Here is an 18277-nt window from a genome sequence, read left to right on the forward strand (position 1 = left end):
ACCTATTATTAATCCAATTGGAGCCCTAACTACATGAGCACCAACATCCCTCAGGTCGCAATCAACGACATCGGCAACGAGGAAGAATTCCTCAAGGCAGTTGACGAGACCATCAAGTACTTCAACGATGGCGATCTCGTCTCCGGTCAGGTTGTTAAGGTTGATCACGACGAGGTTCTGCTCGACATCGGTTACAAGACCGAAGGCGTCATTCCCTCTCGCGAGCTTTCTATCAAGCACGATGTAGATCCCGGTGAAGTAGTCGCAGTTGGCGATGAAATCGAGGCTCTCGTCCTGACTAAGGAAGACAAGGAAGGTCGCCTGATCCTCTCCAAGAAGCGCGCACAATACGAGCGTGCATGGGGCGACATCGAAAAGATCAAGGAAAACGACGGCGTCGTCACCGGTACCGTTATTGAGGTTGTCAAGGGCGGTCTTATCCTTGACATTGGTCTGCGAGGCTTCCTGCCCGCATCCCTCGTTGAGATGCGTCGTGTTCGCGATCTTGCACCCTACATCGGTCAGCAGCTCGAAGCTAAGATCATCGAGCTTGACAAGAACCGCAACAATGTTGTTCTCTCTCGCCGTGCATGGCTTGAGCAGACTCAGTCCGAGGTTCGCTCCACTTTCCTCAACCAGCTCGAAAAGGGCCAGGTACGCGAAGGTGTTGTATCGTCTATCGTCAACTTCGGTGCCTTCGTCGATTTGGGTGGCGTGGACGGTCTGGTTCACGTTTCCGAACTCTCCTGGAAGCACATCGACCACCCCTCCGAGGTTGTCGAAGTTGGTCAGCCTGTAACCGTTGAAGTTCTTGAGGTTGATCTGGATCGTGAGCGTGTCTCACTGTCTTTGAAGGCCACCCAGGAAGATCCGTGGCAGGCATTTGCTCGCACCCACGCTCTGGGTCAGATCGTACCCGGTAAGGTTACTAAGCTCGTTCCCTTCGGTGCGTTTGTTCGTGTTGAAGACGGTATTGAGGGTCTGGTTCATATCTCTGAGCTTGCTGTGCGCCATGTTGATTTGGCAGAGCAGGTTGTTTCAGTGGGCGAAGAGCTCTTCGTCAAGATCATTGATATTGATATGGATCGTCGTCGTATCTCCCTGTCCCTCAAACAGGCTAACGAAGGCGTTGATCCCAACGCTACTGAGTTCGATCCCGCACTGTACGGTATGGCAGCTGAATACGATGAAGCTGGCAACTACAAGTACCCCGAAGGCTTCGATCCCGAAGCTAACGAATGGCTTGAAGGCTTTGACGCACAGCGCGAGGCTTGGGAAGCACAATATGCAGAAGCACAGGCTCGTTTCGAGGCACACAAGGTTCAGGTTGCTAAAGCACTTGAAGCTGACGCAGAGGCAGCCGCTGCTGCTCCCGTTGCCGCAGCTGAGCCAGCACCCGCATCATCTTACTCTTCCGATGAGAAGTCTTCCGCTGGTACTCTCGCATCTGACGAGGCTCTAGCAGAACTGCGTAAGAAGCTGACTGGTAACTAAGGTTTATTCGTTTATAGAGTAGCCTCTAGTTCTAGAGCATAAATATCACGCACGAGGGTTCCCCAAACCTGGGGAACCCTCGTGTAGTATTGTGCGTCTTTTCTCGCGTACAGTTTTAGACCTCAGCACGTAGTTCGTCCCAAACCTTTTGAACCTGTGCTTGAGTATCATCACGAGATCCACTATTGGTAATAACCCACCGAGCAATGGCGGAGCGCTGTTGATCGGTGGCTTGAGCAGAAATGCGTGCTTGGGCTTCTGCATAAGACATATTCCGATATTTGCTAAGTCGCTCTAGACGAATGGGGAGATCTGTCTGTACCGCAATGACAGCATCAAATTCTGCAGCGCGTTGAGTCTCAACCAGGAGCGGAATATCATCAATGATAATGCCCGAAAAGCTGGGGGAGTTTACCGCATCGTCAACAATCTCAGAGGCGCGAGCACGAACTTTGGGATGCACAATAGCATTGAGTTTCTTTCGCTCTGCGTCATGGGCAAAGATACGTTCCGCTAAACGAGCACGATTAAGGGTTCCGTCTGCATTGAGGACGGACTCTCCGAAGAGGTTGACTGTGCGAGCAAGGACTTCCTGCCCAGGCTCCATGAGTTCACGCGAGATCGCATCTGCATCAATAATAACGGCGCCTAGATCCCTGAACATCCGCGCGACTGTGCTTTTACCGCTTCCAATGCCGCCTGTCAGCGCGTAGCGACGGTACTGTGTAACGCCCATGAAACCCCTAGAATAGTAGTTGTGAGTACTCAAATGTTCCAAGAATCCCGTGCACAACGATACACAGTATTGCATGGAATAGAGCCCTATGAGAGTCTTCTTGAGATTAAGCGTAGCGAATTTATTGGTCATGTTAAACGCGTATACACAACAGATGAGGCACGCACTTACATAGATTCGCTTCGGAAGAGCTATCACGATGCCCGCCATGTGTGTTCGGCCTTTGTTCTTGGAGCGGACCGTGAAATTCAACGTTCATCGGACGATGGCGAACCTGCTGGTACTGCAGGAATTCCAATGCTTCAAGCTCTTTTAGCACGCCAGACACGCATTGATGAGGGCGGTACTGACCTTTCTGATCTTGTGGCCGTTGTTGTTCGTTATTTTGGGGGTATCAAACTGGGCGCTGGCGGATTGGTGCGCGCCTATACCGATGCGGTGGTGCAGACTCTCGATAACGCCCATTTTGATTCTCGGGAACGGATGCGGGTAGGCACCGTTTTAGTTTCTCTGGCTGAGGTTGGGCGAGTGGAGAATGAGATTCGGGCATCAGGAATTGAAGTATTAGGTACGGATTATCTTGTAGACGGCGCCCAGATCTCTCTAGGTGTTTTCGACCGGGAGCAGAAGAAGCGCGAGGCACAGGAACGTGTTATAGCAATAACTTCTGGTCGGAAAAATATCGTATGGGGCGATACCCGGTGGGTAGATATTCCCTGTTTTTAGCCTAGCCATATTAGATTTAGAGCATACCCTAAATTTTAAACTAGGATAGGCATAGTATCTTGGTGTTGATTGTGGTACGTTGAATACGGTGCAGCATTGTCTGCCACATACACCGCAAGTGAAAGCCGAGAATTTTCCCGTGCATTTTAACTCTGAACAGCATAGCTCCGTCACACATACGCCTAAACCCGATGTTGAACCTGCGACTGTTGAGCAGATTCTCAATGCTTATGCGCAGGGTAACCTAGATACGCTCCTGAACGTGTTGACGCAGCGGCCGCATGATTTTGCGCAACAGCTTAACCGTATTTGCCGTGCTTTTCCTTCTGAAATTGAACGTATTGCAGTCACTCTTCAAGAAGTAGGCGAAAATCTTCCTCAAGGAACCCTAGTTCGCCTCTATAATCAGTATTCCAACGCAGCTCGCGGCGTGGGGGAGAAAATCTCTCAAGATAATTCTCGTATGCTGCATATCATCCAGGCCCCTGTGATAACTCGTGCTCATGCTGCCCGTCTACTCCTAGCCCTAGAGCTCTGTTTGGCACCTAAGATGCGTGGACTAATTGTGACCATGCCGCCTCAAGATTTTTACCAGCCTATGGAAGCCGAACCCCAGCCGGTCTCATGTAATCCAGCGCTCGATGGTGCAGTTAACCCCTTTATACCCAGTCTGTGGGAAACTTTTCCGTTGGGAAACTCCAATGAAGCTGTGGCGCTGAGTGCTACAGGTATACGCGAAATTCCTGACGGGTATGAACTATCTGTTATGCTCCTCGACGATGACTACCAACGCGTGCATACCATAGAGCGGGGTGCACCAGATACATGTTTCTCATGTTTCTGGGATGAAGAAGTAGAAGATTCAGAGAACGATATTCGATGTGGGCTTGAGCTGGGATACCGTATTGAAGAATACGCTGAAATTAACGTGCACCGCGCCATGAAAATGGGAGCGCGGTATATTGTGGTGACGGCTCTTGTAGGTGAGTGCTTTCCTCAGAGCACTGATGAGGATGATACCTGTAATGCACCGTCGCAAAATGGCGCTCCACGGTTTGATTCTCGGGTTGCGCCAGATCTGCGATCTTTGATTATTACCCCGGATAAAAATATTCGCGCGGTTGCGCATCGCGGCAATTTTCACGTTCTGGATGTTCCAGGGCGCACGATCTGTGCTGTACTCGATCTTTATAAGCAACGGATTACTATGCCTGCGGTCGGCATTCCAATGAAAGCTGACGAAGACGATACGCTCGCCGCTCTCATGGGAGCGCTAAATGGCTACCTGCCCATGACAGTACGAGATTTCATGCAACTATCGGGAGCTATAGTTAAATAAGTATCAAGTTTGGATCGTGTGGGATATTGGACCCATCAATTTCTTAGATGGTGGCATGCATCTTCCTAGAGTGAAACCCTCTGATTTCTCGAATACATCAACTAGAATAGATGTATGAGTCTTGCTCCGGAGATTAAACGAGTCGTAGCCCCTTTTGAAGTTGTCAGTCCATATCAGCCAGCTGGTGATCAGCCTAAGGCTATTGTTGAGCTTACTGAGCGCGTGGAGAACGGTGAAAAAGACATCGTTCTGATGGGTGCCACCGGCACCGGTAAATCTGCTACGGCGGCATGGCTGGTCGAATCTGTGCAGCGTCCTACGCTTGTTATGGTGCAGAATAAGACTCTTGCTGCCCAGTTAGCCAATGAACTGCGTGAGCTCTTGCCCAATAACGCAGTCGAGTATTTCGTCTCATACTATGACTACTATCAGCCTGAGGCATATGTTCCGCAGACGGATACTTTTATTGAGAAAGACTCCTCGATCAATGAAGAAGTAGAACGCCTGCGGCACTCTGCTACGAATTCCCTTTTGACTCGCCGCGATGTTGTTGTGGTCTCGACTGTATCGTGTATTTACGGTTTGGGTACGCCCGAAGAATATGTGGAGCAGATGGTCACTCTTGAGCGCGGGGATGAGATAGATCGTGATGACCTGCTGCGCCAATTCGTGAATATGCAGTACGCCCGTAACGACATGGATTTTCACCGTGGAACCTTTCGGGTGAGGGGCGATACTGTCGAAATCATCCCTATGTACGAAGAGCATGCTATTCGTATTGAATTCTTCGGCGATGAGATTGAGGCTATTTATACTCTGCACCCGCTCACGGGTGAGGTTATTCGAGAGGAAGACGAGATGTATGTCTTCCCAGCGAGCCACTATGTTGCCGGTCCTGAGCGCATGGCTCGCGCTATTGCCTCTATCGAAGACGAACTCCAGGAACGTTTACAAACGCTAGAATCTCAGGGGAAGCTGCTGGAGGCACAGCGACTACGTATGCGTACCACCTATGACCTTGAGATGATGGAACAGATGGGGTTCACCAGCGGTATTGAGAACTATTCACGCCATATCGACGGTCGTTCAGCAGGTTCGGCTCCGCATTGTCTGTTAGACTATTTCCCCGATGATTTCCTGCTTATTATCGACGAGTCACACGTGACGGTACCTCAAATCGGTGCCATGTACGAGGGCGATATGTCTCGTAAACGTACGCTCGTGGAACATGGGTTCCGTCTGCCTTCTGCCATGGACAACCGCCCTCTAAAATGGGATGAATTCTTAGAGCGCATAGGGCAAACTATTTATCTTTCGGCTACTCCCGGCAAGTATGAGCTTTCGCAGGCTGATGGTTATGTTGAGCAGATTATTCGTCCAACAGGACTGGTGGACCCAGAGATTATTGTAAAGCCTACGAAGGGGCAGATTGACGACCTTCTTGAACAAATTCAAGAGCGTACTGAACGCGACGAGCGTGTTTTGGTGACGACTCTAACCAAACGTATGGCAGAAGACTTGACCGAGTATTTGGTGCAGCATGGAGTACGTGTGCAATATTTGCACTCCGATGTAGATACTCTCAAACGCGTAGAGCTGTTACGTGAGCTTCGCATGGGCACTTTTGATGTTCTGGTAGGTATTAATCTGCTTCGTGAGGGACTGGACCTTCCTGAGGTTTCACTGGTGGCTATTTTGGACGCTGATAAAGAAGGATTCTTACGTTCGACGACCTCGCTCATCCAGACGATTGGTCGTGCAGCGCGTAACGTCTCGGGGCAGGTACATATGTATGCAGATACTGTTACCGATTCAATGCGTACTGCTATTGACGAGACGAACCGTCGTCGAGAGATTCAGCAGGCGTATAACCGGGAGCACGGCATAGATCCGCAGCCTCTGAGGAAGAAAATTGCGGATATTACAGATGTTCTCGCTCGCGAAGAGGAAGACACACATGAGCTTTTGCAATTACGCAAGAGCGGTAAGAAAGGTTCTCGAACAGTTGAAGCCGGAGCGAAGACAGGGTCAAGTACTTCTTCGAAGATCGCAGCAAGTACCCCAGAGTCGGATGCTCTTCTTGCCAAAGCTCAAGACCGTGTTCGCGCCGATGGTCTCGCAGCTGAGCCTGCTGAGGATCTGTTGGAACTTATCGAACAATTGAGTGAGCAGATGCGTCTGGCTGCAGAAAACCTGCAGTTTGAGTTAGCGGCACGTTTACGTGATGAACTTACCGATCTCAAAAAAGAATTTCGGCAGATGCGAGAAGCTGGGCATGCGTAATGTCTTATTAAGAATGAAAATATAAAGGTTCAACCTTATACTTGTTGAGATATTGTGTTTTGTCCTAAAATTTAGAATATTGCTTCGATGAAGATATGCGTTATTTTCACTTCACAGATGTATAGGAATTTGCGCGTTATAATTACTTGTTAGCAGAGAAGCAATTACACTCACTCACAAGATATGCATAGGCATTCAAGGAGAAGCTTTTGCCCAGAAATAAGTCAATACCTATTAATCGACGTGCTGTGGCTAAGGGCGTCGCATGGGCTACCCCGATAGTGGTCGCTTCTACAGCGGTTCCAGCAGTTGCTGCATCCCGATGTGACCCTAAGAGCGCCCCTGGATTTCGCCAGGCGGGTTCGTGGGCCATTAAGAATCCAGACAGAGGAAAACTCAAGTCCGCTGGATCTAATCGTCCGAGCACGTTTCATGGAAAAGAATATTGGATTTCAAATACAACTGCTTTAGGTGAAGAACCCGCTACTATTAGGATTACTGCGGGGTTTGAATCAGGATCTGATGACAGCAGTATTTTAAATACTGAATGTGGTATGTATCGTGTACGTATCTATATGACGGCTATGGAAACACGAGCAGCTTCCGGAGAATACCGTGGTAATCCTAAAGTAACTATTACCCTGAGAGATCCTCGGGGAAAACTTATTAACGGAAAAACTCTTCGATATACCACTGACCCCGCTGGACAACCTGGGGGGTTTATTCCAGTTCCCTTAGGTGAAGATATACAGGCACAAGAATGGACTCTCAAAGCAATTCCTGGAGTCTATAGGTTTGAGGCTGTCTTTGACGTTCCTGCCGAGGGCCTGGAGTCTCGTCGAGTCCAGAATCGTGGTCTTGGCTTTACTGTGCCAATTTTTGAGCCAATGTAAAGTAGATTATTTTGCATAACCTTGTACATGCACAGAAAGATAATAATGTCGTAGCGCATATGCATAGATTTACACGTATACCTACACTCTGGATGTGTTCTTGTTCCATAAGGGTTTAGGTGGTCATCAAAACTTGAAAGAAGGAACAATACCTGTGCGAACCGGTGCGTCGCAGAGCTGCGATTACAGGGCAAATCGCCGCACTGTTACTAAAGGTATAGCCTGGGCTGTACCTGCAGTGCTGTCAGCAGTGACAGTACCAGCTTTTGCAGCTTCCGGCTGTGAAGATGTACCTGGACCCAGTTTTGCCCAGTTGGAGCGGTGGTCTATCTCCAATCCTGCATCCGGGGAGCTGATATCGCCTGCCTCGAATGGGATAAAAATTATTGGTGGGCAGGAATACTGGATGTCGGAAAGCACCGCAGTAGGCAATGAAAAAGCGAGTATTGTTTTGCGCACGGCGTACCGTGCTGGCTACGATTCAGAAGCTCAGCTACGACCAGGATGTCGGTATTCTTTTAAATACTCTGTAGCGGCACATGACGCAGACCATGGTAGGCGCAAAGGCAAAGGTGACGTCAAGTTGGATGTTTACCTCTATGACCCTGATGGGGTCCAGGTGCGTAATAGTGGGCATACCTATACGACAAAGCCGAGACAGAACACTAACAAACAAATCAACCTCTGTTCCTCTTGGCGGGCAGGTGTCTGCGCATGAGGTTTATGTAACTGCTCAGGAAGGGCTTTACCGTCTCGAAACTGTTATTACTGTTGCCGCAGAAGAAAAACGGCGCGATAAAGTCGTAGCCCGAGCAATCGGAATTACTTCACCCTGCTTTGAATTTGCGGGGTAGATGCTTCCTGCCTAGGAAAAACTATGAGGCAACAACGTTCCGATCGTAACGTTCGCGGGCGGCGAGAACTGCATCCATATTAGTTTCTGCCCACTGGCGTAAAGCATTCATCGGGGCAATAAGTGTATTACCAAGCGGAGTTAATGAATAATCTACACGTGGTGGCATGGAAGCCGTGACCGCGCGGGTGAGCAGGCCATCGCGCTCCATGGAGCGCAAAGTCTGGGTAAGAACTTTGGGGGATAACCCTTCGATATGATCCTTAATCTCCCCAAAACGAGCACTTGGCTGATCGGCAAGAACAGCAACAATCATAGGAGTCCAGCGGTCCGTAAGATGTCGCAATACAGTACGTGAAGGACACGCGCTAGCCAGAATATTGGCGGGGGCTCCATTATGTGATGTCAGAGTTGCAGCCATAACTACTTTCCAGTCCAAAAATTGAGAAAGTTTCTATAATTACCTTGAGGTATCTGGTTACTAAAGGATACTATTGTCTCGGAAGCCCGGCAAGCTGGGGGAGTACAAGACAAAAATCCGAGCTATTGGCGTGCTTGGAAACAGGAAAGGATATACAGATGAACATCGCGGTTATTGGGGCAACCGGCATGGTCGGGGAGCGCACTGTGGCAGAGGCAGTTGCGCGCGGGCATCAGGTCGATGCATACAGCCGTTCTGGCAATGCTGTACCCGGTGCAGAAAGCAAAACTGTTGATCTAGCTAACACCGACGAACTTGTCTCAATCGTTAACGGTCACGACGTTACCATTATTGCTGTTTCTGCCGGTCGCGGTACTTCTGCAGATCCGGTTATCAACGCCCATAAAGCGCTAATTGCAGCCAAGCCTGCTGGCCGTCTACTGATTGTAGGTGGTGCCGGTTCCCTCATGGACGAAAATGGTGTGCGTCTCGTTGATACCGCTGGGTTCCCCGAGGCGTACAAAAATGAAGCCAAAGCTTTCTGTCAGATCCTTGAAGAATACCGAGCATCCGACGGGCTAGCTTGGACGTTGCTTTCCCCCGCACCTCTTATCCGTCCCGGTGAGCGCACCGGAAAATACAATGTATCGCTTGATACTCCTGCTGGTACTGAGATTAGTGCTGAGGATTTTGCTGTTGCTCTGCTTGACGAAGCGGAAACCCCGAAACATCCTGGTGTTCGTTTTACCGTTGCTCACTAAAATGTAGGGTTGGAAATACTAAAATCCGGTACAGCTTCTTAAGAAGCTGTACCGGATTTTAGTATTCACAAAGAATTTACTGATTATGGACCTCGGCTAGCATATTCTTCAAATGGCCCAAAATAGTGAGTGGATCGGAACCAAAACCATCATGATGATGAGTTTTTGAGGTCCACACCTGAGTATTACCCACCCAGCGGGCTGTCTCCATTGAGTTCTCAAAATCCACATAAATATCTGGGTTGTAAGCTGCAGCAACTACCGGAACCTCATTCCGATGCAACTGTTCATGATCGTAGAGTCGGCCCCAGTCTTTCTTCTCCGCAAGAATCTGCGCAACATCTGCCAGAGGGCGCAGCGCAGGATCTTCTTCGTAGTACCACGGGAAAATATGCTCGCCCGTGAAGAATAGAGTATCGGCTTCAGGAGAAAACTCGGGGCGCTGTGCAGCTACCCGTGCCGCTGCCCAATTAGTGGGGGCGGGCGAAGGTGAGAGCTCATAACCCGCAATGCCCGGCAAGGTACCGTCAGCGGGACCATCTGCATAGATAGTCTCATGCATAAGGGCATAGAGAGGATTTGCCAGGAAAGAAACTTCGCTGCTCATAGATGAGAGGAACTGATCTGAGAGGCGATCGTCTCCTTCAGCGAAAGCAGTTTCTAAGAAGTAGTGCAGACCGCGCTCGCGCCAGCGCCCACCTAAATAGTGACCAGCCATCTGAAAACGGTGGTCGGTCAGGCGCTCACCCGTGGGAAGGTACTCTTCGTGGGTGCGCAGATGTTCTGCGATGCGAGTAGCGAGAGCTGCATCCTCGGGGAACCACTCATAGTATTCCTTGTTGCGCTCAGCCATACGATCGAAGGTATGCTGGTACACGTTGTCTACTGTGGTGCGAATTGGTGCCAAACCCGCAGTAATCCTCGAATCACGCAGTGATTGTGGGGCGAAGGACAGGTAAGACAGAGTCAAGAATCCGCCGAAGGACTGACCGATGGTTGACCACCGCTTGTCCTTACGGCTGGCGAGTAAGACCTCGCGTATAGCTTCCGCATCTGCGATGATAGAGTCTGCTCGGAAAAGCTCAACATATTCGGCCTGAATCTGGGGGTCACCTACCGCTGTAATGTTGCGTGCGGATAGGGGAGAAGACATACCGGTACCACGCTGATCCAGCAGGATAACGCGGTGAGTTTTAGCCAGCTCGGCTATCCACCCACCGATGGAACCGGTCTTAGGGGAACCAAACCCAGGACCGCCCTGTAGATAGACGATATAGGGACGCTTCTCGACGGGAAGAGTCAGAGTCTCGCTTGTATTGATGACTTCACGAGCAAAAATTTTGATGCTTTGATCTGCAAAACGTGAAGATAGCGCGGCATCACGCCCTTTGGAAAAAATCAGGCCGTGAGTGAGCGGAACCTGAAACCAATGGTCGATAATTTCGTATCCATCATGCTTGACGATAGCGCCTTGGCGGTATTCAACTTGAGGAAGTGCAGAAATGGTCAACAGTGAACCTTCTTTCATACCTATAAACTCATTTGTATATAGTCTATCGCGCCCCACCTCTCAAGGCAGAGCGCGATAATTTTATCGTAAAGCAAGAAGTCAGATTCGCTTACATGTGCGTACTTAATGCGTTAGGAAAGCTTGCACAGCGAAGACTCAGCGGTTCCATTAACACGACGACCTGGGGAACCCGGGGTCGTGCCTGAAGAAATATTAGAGTTATAGACTTGCGAGCTATCTACATATGAACCGCCTGCGCCGCCGCCTTGAGCAGAGACCTGATACGACCTTCTACAGCTACTGGTAATAGAAAATGTCATATCCTTCTTATCTACCGTCACTGTACATGTACGTGACGTACCATCGAATGAGGTATTTGCAAAGACTTGTTCTTAGCCGCCATATTCACATTCCACTGATGATGCGTGAGCTGGGAATGGTAGTGCTTGCTGTCACGAGGCGGACATGCCATGCCGACCCCTGTACAAGAAGTTCGACGAGATAAGAAGGGGATTTTGCTTTCATAGGATTAAGGTAAGGCATTAAGAAGCTGATATAAAGATTTGCAAAGTGCAGTAAGGAGGACGGAACAATCAACGTATAAGGTGTAGATTCCTAGTTACACGTATTATAGGGAAAGAAATACGGTGCGAAATACGTACAAGTATTTCGCACCGTACTTTATTTACTTGGTCTTCTTGTCTGCTGTGAAATTACGGCATACAACAGCGGTTGCCGCGCCATTCACACGCATACCGGGCTTACCAATGTTGCTACCAATAGTTATATTGGAGTCATAGACGCGAGAGGTATCGACGTAGGACCCTCCACCGCCACCTGCGCCGGAGAACGCCGCTGAGCCAACTGGTGACCAGTATCCCCCCTCGATGTAGTTCCCATCAACCCAACCTGTGACAGAGGCGTAGGATTGATCCGCGCCATAACCGGCAGCAGTAGTCACTGACGCGCTACCGCCGCCGCCGTATCCACCGCCGCCGGTTGAGCCGTGGAGAATGGAACACTGGTTCAGATCACTTGTGCGGTACCAGGTAATAGCCATACCGATACCAACCACGCCTGCACCGCCTTGACCTCCATTATTTCCTTGGGAATTTTTTGTGAGGGTAGCATCGGCACCTGCGTTACCGGCAACGTTTTGGCTGAATAAGTAGCGCTCTTGTGAACCCTCAAAGGAAATAGCGCTGTTGCTCTTCGGATCAGACAAAGAACCTGCAGGTGCACCTGCTCCGCCCTGCCCATTACCGCCGCCAAGACCACCGTTCATGTTGAGGGCAGGTCCTGGGAAGAACAAGTAGGTTTCTTGGTAGCTGCCGCCGCGTTCACCCACACGTCCGCCAGAACCGCCGCTTGCCATATCGCCTGTATTGAATTTGAGACCTTTAAAGCTTTCAGGCTGCGGACCGTAAAACTCCTTATTCCAAGAAGTACGCGAAATCTGGCGAGCCCCTGCACCGCCGCCGCCGCCAGCAATAGCAATAGGAGTACCATTCAAGAGAATTGCTGATGCACCGCCGCCAGTAGGACCATATAGCTCGTTTATTAGGCTCTTGCTAGAATGCTCCTTGTAGCGCTTTGTGTACTCATTTTCATCCATGATCGCTTCACTATGAGAGCCACCGTCAGCCCAGCCTTTACCCGGTGTAGACGGGGTATTATTATATGGGCCTCCGCCGCCAGCAATGATGAAGGTTACCTCATCGGTTGGGTTAAGATCGAGGGTTCCGGTAACAAGAGCACCAGAACCACCGTGGCCATCGCGGGCATTGCCTTGATAAGTACCACCAGCTCCACCCAAAAGGGTGAAGGTCATGACTTCAATATTGCCAGCGGTGAAGGTGTGGGTTACAGAATCACCGTTTGTCGTAGTGTTAGTGGGTACATCCAGAGTAATATCCGGGGTGCACAGTGATGATGCGAAAGCTGGTACTGAAGCGCTTGCTACGACTATAGGAGTAGCCCACGCAGCACCTTTCACAACATTGCGGCGAGATACGGAGTTCTTCATTGCATCCTTCCAATGTTTGATGTATGAGTGATATGAAAATCTTAGCGCTATTTTTGACGCACTATCGAATGATGGCATTATCGCCAATGTTATTAGTAGGCGATAGGTGTCATTTCCTTGGTATCTCTGTAGATTTATCAGTCAGAACGTTAAACCTCTGATATGAAGCGACTCTACGGAGACAAGAAAATTCTAAATCATTTTTATGTGACGGTGCCTTTCGGGGATGGATATAGTGCGATTACTTGAAGCGCATAGATTATTTAAGAATTATAGAGTATTTTCTCCGTGAAATGTATTTCCGAAGTTGGGAATATTATAAAATTCACTATTTTACGTCAATATTGATGTGATATTTATAAATCCCTCAACCTCTCACGGAGTGATTTCGAGTAAAAACATTAAAATGTGTCATGTAATGATTGAGGGAATATGATGAAATACATAAGAGGAGATTTTGGGTGTAGGGGTAGCTAGAAATAATTTATTGGTAAAGTTATTTTTGATAAAATTTAAGGGTTGCGATACACGTATGAAGTTGGATTCGAAATAGTATTGATGTCAACTTTTTACTTACTTGAGGTATATGGGATAAGGCTTTGCATGGTCGAATATCTACCCATGCAAAGCCTTATCTCTAGAGAGCACCGTAACGCGTAAGCATCATCATGTGCTACTCGGCGTTGTATTTACTTACTCACCTTTATTGTCTTTATTATCCGAGTTTTCTTTCTTGGGGTCCTCGTTGTTGGGGAGGCGGCACCAAGAAAGTTCTGCTACTGCGTTAATACGGCTCAAAGCAGTAGCCGGACGGGTGGCCAGATCCGGTAGGATCTGCCCTTCAAGGAGAGCATCGTCATGGGTTAGGTATGAACCGCCCGCACCCGCGCCGCCAGACACAGCGGCAGCACCAACAGGAGCCCAGCCGCCTCGGTCGTATTTAACCCAGCGCTGATCAGAAGCATAAGCACTTGCGGTTGTTACGGAGCCAGAACCGCCCCCGCCGTAACCCCCGCCACCGGTTGAGGAATGCACAATCGCGCCCTGGTGCAGATATTTGTGGGTAAACTGACGGTTATCGACAAAGGCTCGACCAACTACGCTGCCACCGCCTGTGCCGCCGTTATTGCCGAGGCTATTTCCGTCAAGGGTAGCGTCTTCACCCGATTTGCCAGCTACATCCTCATAAAATACGTCGTTTTCATCGTTAGTGGCAAAAATAATGGAAGCATTGGAATCCATATTGCGCAGACCACCTGTCGTTGCGCCAGCGCCGCCTTTGCCATTTTCTCCCGCAAAACCACCGTTTGCTCTTATGCTGGGACCGGGGAAGAACTTGTAGATCTCAGAGAATGAGCTGCCATTTGCGCCGTTTCCAGCACCGCCGCTGCCGCCTTGGGCAGCTTCGGTTGTTTCAAGAACGAGAGGGAGAAACTCTTTGGGTTGGGGGCCGGACTGCATATCGTTCCATACGGTGTAGGAGTAGAACCTAGTTCCCGCTCCGCCACCTCCACCGGCGACAGCAATGAGTTTGTCATTGAGGAATACCGCAGATGCGCCACCGCCTGTAGGGCCGTAGTATTCCTCGGCAGTGTTGGGGCCTTCAAAGAATTTGACGGTGCGTGCGTCGGTCGTTTTGTAGGATGGCCCGTGTGAACCGCCATTAGCCCAGCCTTTACCTGGTTCCGTTGGCTTATCGCGGTTATAGGCGCCGCCCCCAGCAAGAACAAACTTGAGAACGTCATTCTCCTTGACCGCAAGAGTCCCAGTAATGAGTGCGCCTCGGCCGCCGGAACCATGCATTGCAAGACCACGGTAAGAGCCGCCCACACCGCCAGTAATGCGGAAAGTAACGGTTTCAACACCAGCAGGAATGGTGAAAGCTTCTAGGGTAGATGACCCATCATTAGTGAGGTTCTGGTTAACCGGGACAGAAATGTCGGGAACGCATTTTTCGCGGGAGGATGCGTACACAGGGACAGCGGAGCTGGCGATAACAATGGGGGTTGCCCATGTGGTGCCCTGAATAACACGACGTCTAGAAATTGAGCTTGCCACGTATGATAATCCTAAATGTCTGAGATGTAGTGATAACTGTCTTTCCCTGTTTGCCTATCAGAGCAAATTCCGGGATGCGTTACTGAGCACAACAGACACAAAGAATTACATAGGCGAGCCTTAATATGTAATCAACAGTATATTTCAGGTACAAGTATATACTTGACAGAATATATGCTGATATTAAGGTTAGATTCTTGTTATCTGTGTGTTTTGAATCGTAACTGTATCTATAGTTTACGTGGTTGAAGGTTGTAGTGGTCGGAAGTGTAGAGAGATTTTGGTAGTGCACTTCCATAAAATTTGTTTCAGATCACAAAAAATTTAGGATTTATAGAAGTTTTTGTGATGTAAGATACTAAATATTCTAAAAATCTAGGAATTTTGGCGGAAGTTTGTGATTTGTAACATACTTATTCTAAATAAAGAAACTATTCTTAATATTTGGAAAATGAGCGTGTTCGATAAACGCGGTATGTGGACTATGAAATGTTTAAACAATGCATTGAAAGTACGCAGCTGATCGCACATATTTTAGAATTCACCCACACTTAGGATCTTCAGAACTGGGTAACCAGCATCATCGGAGGCAGCAAGATTTACCTCCGCCCGAATACCCCAGTCGAAGTTGTCCTCAGGATCAGCAAAGGTCTGCTGTACTTTCCATACGCCAGGATGTTCCCGCACATCATCGTCAATCTGAACGAGCTTAGGGGAGCGAGCCTCAGCATCCGTATAGATATCGTCGTAGGCATCAAAATAGTCATCCATCGCATCTGCCCAAGCGTCAGCATCCCATCCTGAAACCTCATCTAGTTCCCCAAGTATGTTCTCTCGCTCATCGGCGAAAAGCTCCACACGGCGGAAGAGAGCATTGCGTACCATCACCCGGAACGCGCGTACATTCTTCGTGACGGCTGGGGGAGTATCATCCTCAATCTCGGCGGCGGCACGATCAGCTGCCAAAGATGCAGCATCCTCGCCAGCAGCAAGTTTCTCCCACTCGTCCACCAGCGATGAGTCAGTTTGGCGCACTAGTTCACCCAGCCACTCGATAACCTCCGCAAGATCATCGTTGACGGCCGACTCGGGTACCGTTTGCCGCAGCGCCTTATACGCATCCGAAAGGTAACGCAACAGTACGCCCTCACCACGTTCTAACGCATAGTACTGCACAAAGTCATTGAAGCCCATAGCGCGCTCGTACATATCACGCACCACAGATTTTGGATGCGGCTCAAAGCGTGCCACCCAGGGTGCCGACTGCTGATACGTAGTGTATGCCTGCTCGATTAACTCAGTGAGAGGCTGAGGGTAGGTTACCTGATCGAGCTCATACATACGCTCGTTATACTCCACACCGTCTGCCTTCAGCTGCGCTGAAAGCTCGTTCTTAGCCTTACGCTCCTGTGCATATAGCACCAGGTGAGGCGGCTCCAAAGTTGCCTCAATCAGCGAAAGAACATCTAAAGCATAGTTGGGAGAATCAGGATCCAAGAGTTCAATGGCTGCCACCGCGAACGCCGAAAGCGGCTGATTTAAAGCAAAGTTATCCTGTAAATCCTCGGTAAGCCGCAGGTATGAGCCGTGCTCATCCGGGGTATCTGTGCGCTCAATAACCCCGCCGGTCAGTAGTTCCTTATAGATACTGACTGCTTTACGCAAAAGTTCCCGGCGACGTTGCGGCGGCTCATGATTCACCTGAAGAATGCGATAGGCTGCGACCACCGGGTTCTGCGGGCGTTGCATCAGGTTCAAAAGCATTGAGTGGGTAATATCGAACGAAGAGGTCAGCGGCTCAGGCTCTGCCGCGACCAGTTGATCGAAGGTCTTCTCTGACCAACCCACAAAACCTTCCGGCGCTTTCTTGCGTTTAGACGACAGTGACTGATTAATCTTCTTTGTATCGTCACCGAACTTCGCCTGTGCTTTGGCCAATAGGCGCGCATTTTCTATATCGTGTTCGGGCGCCTGCACCACTACGGTACCAGCGGTATCAAAACCAGCTCGACCGGCACGTCCCGCGATTTGGTGAAATTCACGTGCGCGCAGACGGCGATTCTTCGACCCATCAAACTTCGACAGGGCCGTGATAAGTACGGTGCGAATAGGCACGTTAATGCCTACGCCCAAGGTATCGGTACCGCAAATCACCTTTAACAACCCAGCCTGCGCAAGCCTCTCCACAAGGCGACGATATTTAGGGAGCATTCCCGCATGGTGAATACCGATACCAGCCCGCACCAGTTTATTCAGCGCCTTGCCGAAACCCGGACCGAACCTGAACTTCGCAATAAGCTGCGCGATCCGCTCTTTCTCTTCCTTCGAAGCAATAGCTACTGGCAGCAGCGCGTTTGCCTGTTCCAGGGCGGCCTTCTGTGAGAAATGAACAATATAGACAGGGGCTTGCTTAGTCTGCACAAGCTCCTGAACCGTTTCCTGAATGGGGTCGGTTGAGTAGTAGAAATGAAGCGGAATTGGACGTTCACTACTGGCAACCAGCACGCTTTCGCGGCCGGTGAGCGTCGTCATCTCTTCCTGGAAGCGCGTGGTGTCGCCTAGGGTCGCGCTCATGAGCAAGAATTGCGCCTGCGGAAGCTCTAAAAGCGGCAGCTGCCATGCCCAGCCGCGTTGCGGATCGGAGTAGAAATGGAACTCATCCATAATAACCTGGCAGACATCCGCAGTCTTACCCTCGCGCAGAGTAATATTCGCCAGGATTTCGGCGGTACAACAGATAATGGGGGCATCCGCGTTAATAGCCGAATCCCCGGTAATCATACCGACATTTTCGGCACCAAAAATCTCGATAAGATCAAAGAACTTCTCGGAAACAAGCGCTTTAATGGGTGCGGTGTAGTAGGAACGCTGCCCAGTTGCCAAACCGGTAAAATGCGCCGCCACCGCCACTGTAGATTTACCAGAACCGGTGGGGGTAGCCAGCACCACATTATGCCCCGCCGCAATTTCCAAGACAGCTTCATCTTGAGCCGGGTAAAGCGTCATGCCTCGGCTGGAGATCCACCCGGTGAACGCCTCATAGATTTCATCCGGGGTGAGTGGATTGCCGGTGTAGTCGCGCCGGTTGTAATCTCCGGGATTCTCCGCGAGTTTGGGGGAAAGGTATTCAAGAATGCTCATGGTGCTTCAATTTTACCGAGTCTAGAGGCAGAGAAT

Annotated in this window: 13 protein-coding genes; 7 read left to right on the top strand and 6 right to left on the bottom strand. The window is 49.8% G+C overall.

Going from position 1 to position 18277, the window contains the following annotated elements; all coding sequences use genetic code 11:
* Nucleotides 1-33: 33 nt before the first annotated feature.
* Nucleotides 34-1494, top strand: a complete 1461-nt coding sequence (gene rpsA / locus HMPREF0733_RS08775) for a 30S ribosomal protein S1 (RefSeq protein ID WP_004004572.1) — start codon at nucleotides 34-36, stop codon at nucleotides 1492-1494.
* 115 nt (nucleotides 1495-1609) lie between these two features.
* On the opposite strand, the gene coaE is transcribed toward rpsA, so the two are convergent.
* Nucleotides 1610-2230, bottom strand: coding sequence for a dephospho-CoA kinase (gene coaE / locus HMPREF0733_RS08780; RefSeq protein ID WP_244864704.1), 621 nt, complete (start codon nucleotides 2228-2230; stop codon nucleotides 1610-1612).
* 33 nt (nucleotides 2231-2263) lie between these two features.
* Between coaE and HMPREF0733_RS11465 the strand changes: the two genes are divergently transcribed.
* The 5 genes from HMPREF0733_RS11465 to HMPREF0733_RS11190 all read left to right on the top strand — a co-directional run bounded on the left by HMPREF0733_RS11465 (nucleotide 2264) and on the right by HMPREF0733_RS11190 (nucleotide 8325).
* Entirely contained in the window at nucleotides 2264-2956 is a 693-nt protein-coding gene (locus HMPREF0733_RS11465) for an IMPACT family protein (RefSeq protein WP_115333568.1), read from the top strand.
* A 139-nt stretch (nucleotides 2957-3095) separates the two neighbouring features.
* Nucleotides 3096-4295 (top strand): hypothetical protein, encoded by a 1200-nt coding sequence (locus tag HMPREF0733_RS08790; RefSeq protein WP_244864706.1) that lies wholly within the window; start codon nucleotides 3096-3098, stop codon nucleotides 4293-4295.
* A 114-nt stretch (nucleotides 4296-4409) separates the two neighbouring features.
* Nucleotides 4410-6578: an excinuclease ABC subunit UvrB gene (gene uvrB / locus HMPREF0733_RS08795; protein WP_013398987.1), complete on the top strand. Its 2169-nt coding sequence runs from the start codon at nucleotides 4410-4412 to the stop codon at nucleotides 6576-6578.
* A 209-nt stretch (nucleotides 6579-6787) separates the two neighbouring features.
* Nucleotides 6788-7471 (top strand): transcriptional initiation protein Tat, encoded by a 684-nt coding sequence (locus tag HMPREF0733_RS11040; protein ID WP_080556877.1) that lies wholly within the window; start codon nucleotides 6788-6790, stop codon nucleotides 7469-7471.
* Between the two features lie 539 nt (nucleotides 7472-8010).
* A complete protein-coding gene (locus HMPREF0733_RS11190; protein ID WP_141744372.1) occupies nucleotides 8011-8325 on the top strand; it encodes a hypothetical protein in 315 nt (104 codons plus the stop codon).
* A gap of 21 nt (nucleotides 8326-8346) precedes the next feature.
* Here HMPREF0733_RS11190 and HMPREF0733_RS08800 read toward each other — a convergent pair whose 3' ends face one another.
* Nucleotides 8347-8745: a winged helix-turn-helix transcriptional regulator gene (locus HMPREF0733_RS08800; protein WP_041321764.1), complete on the bottom strand. Its 399-nt coding sequence runs from the start codon at nucleotides 8743-8745 to the stop codon at nucleotides 8347-8349.
* 158 nt (nucleotides 8746-8903) lie between these two features.
* Between HMPREF0733_RS08800 and HMPREF0733_RS08805 the strand changes: the two genes are divergently transcribed.
* A complete protein-coding gene (locus HMPREF0733_RS08805; protein ID WP_013398991.1) occupies nucleotides 8904-9506 on the top strand; it encodes an NAD(P)-dependent oxidoreductase in 603 nt (200 codons plus the stop codon).
* A 76-nt stretch (nucleotides 9507-9582) separates the two neighbouring features.
* Here HMPREF0733_RS08805 and HMPREF0733_RS08810 read toward each other — a convergent pair whose 3' ends face one another.
* The 4 genes from HMPREF0733_RS08810 to HMPREF0733_RS08825 all read right to left on the bottom strand — a co-directional run bounded on the left by HMPREF0733_RS08810 (nucleotide 9583) and on the right by HMPREF0733_RS08825 (nucleotide 18241).
* Nucleotides 9583-11034: an alpha/beta fold hydrolase gene (locus HMPREF0733_RS08810; RefSeq protein ID WP_013398992.1), complete on the bottom strand. Its 1452-nt coding sequence runs from the start codon at nucleotides 11032-11034 to the stop codon at nucleotides 9583-9585.
* Nucleotides 11035-11701: 667 nt separating this feature from the next.
* Complete coding sequence (locus tag HMPREF0733_RS08815; RefSeq protein WP_041321766.1) at nucleotides 11702-13042, bottom strand: hypothetical protein; 1341 nt, start codon at nucleotides 13040-13042, stop codon at nucleotides 11702-11704.
* A 693-nt stretch (nucleotides 13043-13735) separates the two neighbouring features.
* Nucleotides 13736-15100, bottom strand: a complete 1365-nt coding sequence (locus tag HMPREF0733_RS08820) for a hypothetical protein (RefSeq protein ID WP_041321768.1) — start codon at nucleotides 15098-15100, stop codon at nucleotides 13736-13738.
* Nucleotides 15101-15634: 534 nt separating this feature from the next.
* Nucleotides 15635-18241, bottom strand: coding sequence for a DEAD/DEAH box helicase (locus HMPREF0733_RS08825; RefSeq protein WP_013398997.1), 2607 nt, complete (start codon nucleotides 18239-18241; stop codon nucleotides 15635-15637).
* Nucleotides 18242-18277: the final 36 nt, after the last annotated feature.

This window comes from Rothia dentocariosa ATCC 17931 (assembly GCF_000164695.2).
GTDB classification, from domain to species: Bacteria; Actinomycetota; Actinomycetes; order Actinomycetales; family Micrococcaceae; genus Rothia; species Rothia dentocariosa.